Annotated in this window: 3 protein-coding genes; 1 reads left to right on the forward strand and 2 read right to left on the reverse strand. The window is 69.7% G+C overall.

Annotated elements, in window-relative coordinates; all coding sequences use genetic code 11:
• Window positions 1–79 precede the first annotated feature (79 nt).
• On the reverse strand, window positions 80–1,099 hold the full coding sequence (locus KDH83_RS29700; protein ID WP_212322410.1) for a LacI family DNA-binding transcriptional regulator: 1,020 nt from the start codon (window positions 1,097–1,099) through the stop codon (window positions 80–82).
• Window positions 1,100–1,102: 3 nt separating this feature from the next.
• Window positions 1,103–2,494 carry an L-serine ammonia-lyase gene (locus KDH83_RS29705; protein ID WP_212322412.1) on the reverse strand — a complete coding sequence of 464 codons (1,392 nt, stop codon included), beginning with the start codon at window positions 2,492–2,494 and terminating at the stop codon, window positions 1,103–1,105.
• Between the two features lie 169 nt (window positions 2,495–2,663).
• Here KDH83_RS29705 and KDH83_RS29710 point away from each other — a divergent pair, with 169 nt between their 5' ends.
• Complete coding sequence (locus tag KDH83_RS29710) at window positions 2,664–4,325, forward strand: Na/Pi cotransporter family protein (protein ID WP_212322414.1); 1,662 nt, start codon at window positions 2,664–2,666, stop codon at window positions 4,323–4,325.
• Window positions 4,326–4,465: the final 140 nt, after the last annotated feature.

The raw sequence follows: 4,465 nt of genomic DNA on the forward strand, positions 1-4,465 counted from the left end.
GACGTGCAGGAACGGCTGCGCGCCGCGCCCTGACAACTGGCGTTGCGTTGAGGTCCGCGCCGGGCGCGCGCCGGCGGACTCAGCCCAGCGCCCGCGTCGAATCGCGCACCACGATCTCGTAGCCCAGCGTGCGCACCCGCGCCTGCGGTTCGCGCGAAACCAGCTGTTCCACGGCCGCGTAGGCCATGTCGCGGATCGGCTGGCGCAAGGTGGTCAGCTTGGGCCAGGTCTGGCGCGACAAGGGCGTGTCGTCGTAGCCGGCCACCGACAATTCATCAGGCACCTTGATGCCGCGCACGTGCGCCGCGTACAGCACGCCGGCCGCCATGTCGTCGTTGCCGGCGAAAATGGCGCTGGGCCGATCGGCGCGATCCAGCAGCCGCTCGCCGCCATGCACGCCGGAATCGAAGGAATGCAGGCCCTGCTCGACCAGGCTGTCGTCGACCTGCAATCCGCCCTCGGCCAGCGCGTCGCGATAACCGCGCAGGCGCTCGTGGGCGGCGCCATGGTCCGGATGGCCGGCGACAAAGCCGATGCGTCGATGCCCCAGGCTGATCAGATAACGGGTCATGTCGCGCGCGGCGGAACGGTCGTCGGTGCTGACTTCCAACCCTTTCACGCTCGGATAGCTGGGCGCCAGCCGCACATAGGGCATGTCGCCGCGGTCCAGCGCGTCGATCAGCGCCGGCACGTCGGACACCGGCGGCGTCAGCACCACGCCGGCGCAGGCGCGCTGGAGCGCCGCCTGCGCGATCTGCTCGGCCAGGCCCTCGGCGCGATAGTCGCAGGGTTGCAGCAGCAGGCTGTAGAAATAGCGCCGGCACGCGTCCAGCGCCCCCTGCTGGATGTTGATCAGATAGTTGTCGCTGGGGTTGTCGTAGACCAGCATGATGAGGTCGGAGCGCTTGCTGGCCAGCCGGCGCGCGGACGGATTGGGCTGGTACTTCAGCAGCTCGATCGCGGCCATGACCTTGGCGCGCGTCTTCTCGCTGGTGTTCGGCTCGTTGTTGAGCACGCGCGACACGGTCTTGATGGACACGCCCGCCTGGGCGGCCACATCATCGACCGTGACGGAACCCGTTCCCTTGCCGCTCGCCATGCCTCAGCACTCGACGATGTTGACCGCCAGCCCCCCGCGCGCGGTTTCCTTGTACTTGGTCTTCATGTCGGCTCCGGTCTCGCGCATGGTCTTGATGACCGAGTCCAGCGACACGTAGTGCTGGCCGTCGCCTCGCAGCGCCATGCGGGCGGCGTTGACCGCCTTGACCGAGGCCATGGCATTGCGTTCGATACAGGGAATCTGCACCAGCCCGCCGACGGGATCGCAGGTCAGGCCCAGGTTGTGCTCCATGCCGATCTCGGCCGCGTTCTCGACCTGCTCGACCGTGCCGCCCAGCGCCGCGGCCAGGCCGCCCGCCGCCATGGAACAGGCCACGCCGACCTCGCCCTGGCAGCCGACTTCGGCGCCGGACAGCGAGGCGTTGTACTTGTACAGCAGGCCCACCGCCGCGGCGGTCAGCAGGAAGGCGCGCACGCCCTCGCGGTTGGAACCGGGAATGAAGCGGTCGTAATAGTGCAGCACGGCCGGGATGATGCCGGCCGCGCCGTTGGTCGGCGCCGTGACCACGCGGCCGCCGGCGGCGTTTTCCTCGTTGACGGCCATGGCGTACAGGTTGACCCAGTCCATCACCGACAGCGGATCCGACAGCGTGCGCTCGGCGCGCTGGGTCAGGTTGCGGTACAGCTCGGGGGCGCGGCGGCGCACCCGCAGCGGGCCGGGCAGCTCGCCATCGGCCTCGGGGTAATTGATGCCGCAGCCGCGCGACACGCAGTCCTGCATGACCTGCCAGATGCGATCCAGGCCGCCGTTGACCTCGGTCTCGTCGCGCCAGGTCAGCTCGTTCTTCATCATCAGCTGGGCCACCGTCAGCCCGCTTTCCTTGCACATGGTCAGCAGCTCGCGGCCCGTGCGGAACGGATACGGCAGCTGGTCATGGGCGGCGATGACCTGGCTGTTGGACGCGCCGGCGGTGACCACGAATCCGCCGCCCACGGACAGATAGCGCGATTCGCGCAGCGACTCGCCCTCGGCGTCGTAGGCGTGGAACTTCATGCCGTTGGGGTGCTCGGCCAGCGCCTCGCGCCGGTAGAACATCATGTGCTCCTTCTCGATGAAGGGCACGGTGTGGCGTCCGAGCAACGACAGCTGGCGGCTGCCGCGCACCGAGGCGAGCAGGCCGGCGATGGCGGCGGGGTCCACCGTGTCGGGCGCTTCGCCCATCAGGCCCAGCAGCACGCCCTTGTCGGTGCCGTGCCCCTTGCCGGTGGCGCCCAGCGAACCGTACAGCTCGGCCCGCACCGAGGCCACGCGCGGCATCAGGCCGTCGCGTTCCAGGCCCTGGGCGAACAGCAGCGCCGCCCGCATCGGCCCCACGGTGTGGGAGCTGGACGGGCCTATGCCTATCTTGAACAGATCAAATACGGAAACAGCCACCCCACACCCCAATGCAATCTAGAAGATGCGGCAATGATACGCGCAAGCCCCGCCGGCGGGCAGCATGGCCCTGGCGGGCGTATGCTCCATCAGGGACGGTTTGCCCCGGCTGGCTCCGGGCATGCGATCATTACAAAATTATTACTTGTCATAGAAAGAATACGCCAGGATGTCCGCACTCATCACCTTGCTCGACTTCGCCGGCTACGTCGCCCTGCTGCTCTGGGGCGTGCACATGGTCCAGACCGGCGTGCAGCGCGCCTTCGGCGCGGCCCTGGGCGCCGCCCTGGGACGGGCGCTGGGCACCCGCCTGCGGGCCTTCGCCGCCGGCCTGGGCATCACCGCCGCGCTGCAGAGCAGCACCGCCACCGGCCTGATGATCACCGGCTTCGCCGCCGGCGGCGTGGTCGGCCTGGTGCCGGCCCTGGCCGCCATGCTGGGCGCCAACGTCGGCACCACCCTGATCGTCCAGCTGCTGTCCTTCGACCTGACTTCGCTCGCGCCCATCCTGATCCTGGCCGGCGTCTGGATGTTCCGCCGCTACCCGCCCGGCCGCACCCGCGACCTGGGCCGCGTCCTCATCGGCCTGGGCCTGCTGCTGCTGTCGCTGCACCAGCTGGTGCAGCTGTTCGAGCCGTTCCAGAACGCGCCCATGCTGGGCATGGTGCTGGAAGCCCTGTCCACCCAGCCGGTGGTGGCCGTGCTGCTGTCGGCGATCTTCACCTGGGCCGCGCACTCCAGCGTGGCGGTGGTGGTGCTGGTCATGTCGCTGGCCAGCCATCACATGGTGGCGCCGCACGTGGCCTTCGCGCTGGTGCTGGGCGCCAACCTGGGCACCGCCATCAATCCCATGATCGAGGGCGTCACCGGCGATGATCCGGCCGCCCGCCGGCTGCCGCTGGGCAATCTGCTGACGCGCGCGCTGGGCGTGCTGGCCGGGCTGGTCGCGCTGCCGCTGGTGCAGCCGCTGATGAACCTGCTGGAAGCCGATCCGGCCCGCGCCGTGGCCAACTTCCACACGCTGTTCAACGCCGTGATCGCGCTCGTGTTCCTGCCGCTGCTCGCGCCCTACGCCGCGCTGCTCACCCGCTGGCTGCCCAAGCGCGCCGATCCGAACGATCCGTCACGTCCGCAGTACCTGGACGAATGGGCCCACGACGTACCGGCCGTGGCCCTGGGCAACGCGGCGCGCGAGGCGCTGCGCATGGCCGACATGCTGCAGACCCTGCTGCTGTACGCGCGCGCCGGCTTCAAGCGCGACAACCGCCACCGCATGGTGCAGGCGCGCCAGCTGGACGGCGCGCTGGACAAGCTGGAAAACGCCATCACCACCTACCTGGCCACGCTGGACCAGGAGAACATGACGCGCGAAGACCTGCAGCGCATGGACGACATCCTGGCCTTCATCAGTAACGTCGGCCATGCCGGCGACATCGCCCACCACGGCCTGCTCGGCCACGTCGCCAAGCTGCGCAAGCAAGGCTGGGTCTTCTCGGCCGAACAGCGCGCCAGCCTGGAAGAGACGCTGGGCCAGCTCATCGCCAACCAGCGCCAGGCCGCCGCGCTGTTCGTCAACGACGACCTGCGGCAGGCCCGCGCACTGGCCGGCGAGAAGGCGCGCTTTCGCGGCATCGAGACCCAGGCCTCGGACACGCACCTGCAACGGATCAAGGCCGGCGAAGTCGACGCCGCCGAAGTGGGCGCGCTGTACCTGGACATCCTGCGCGACATGAAGGGCATCAACTCCCATCTGGTGGGCGCGGCGGCCTACCCGCTGCTGGCCCGCCATGGCGAGCTGCTGCCGAGCCGCCTGCGAGAGTCTGAGGGGTAGGCCCACCCCGAGCGCTTCGCGCTCCCCTCAAGGGGCGCCGCTGCGGACCGGAAGGATAAGACCCACCCCCGAGCGCTTCGCGCTCCCCCCTCAAGGGGGCGCCGCTGCGGACCGGCAAAGCCGGCTCCGCGCGGCCCCGC

The sequence above is a fragment of the Achromobacter sp. Marseille-Q0513 genome, from assembly GCF_018195695.1.
Taxonomy (GTDB): Bacteria; Pseudomonadota; Gammaproteobacteria; order Burkholderiales; family Burkholderiaceae_B; genus Achromobacter.

Excerpts from the sequence above, each read along its gene's own strand:
- KDH83_RS29700 (WP_212322410.1), bottom strand. The coding sequence starts at position 1,099 with ATGGCGAGCGGCAAGGGAACGGGTTCCGTCACGGTCGATGATGTGGCC.
- KDH83_RS29710 (WP_212322414.1), top strand. The coding sequence starts at position 2,664 with ATGTCCGCACTCATCACCTTGCTCGACTTCGCCGGCTACGTCGCCCTG.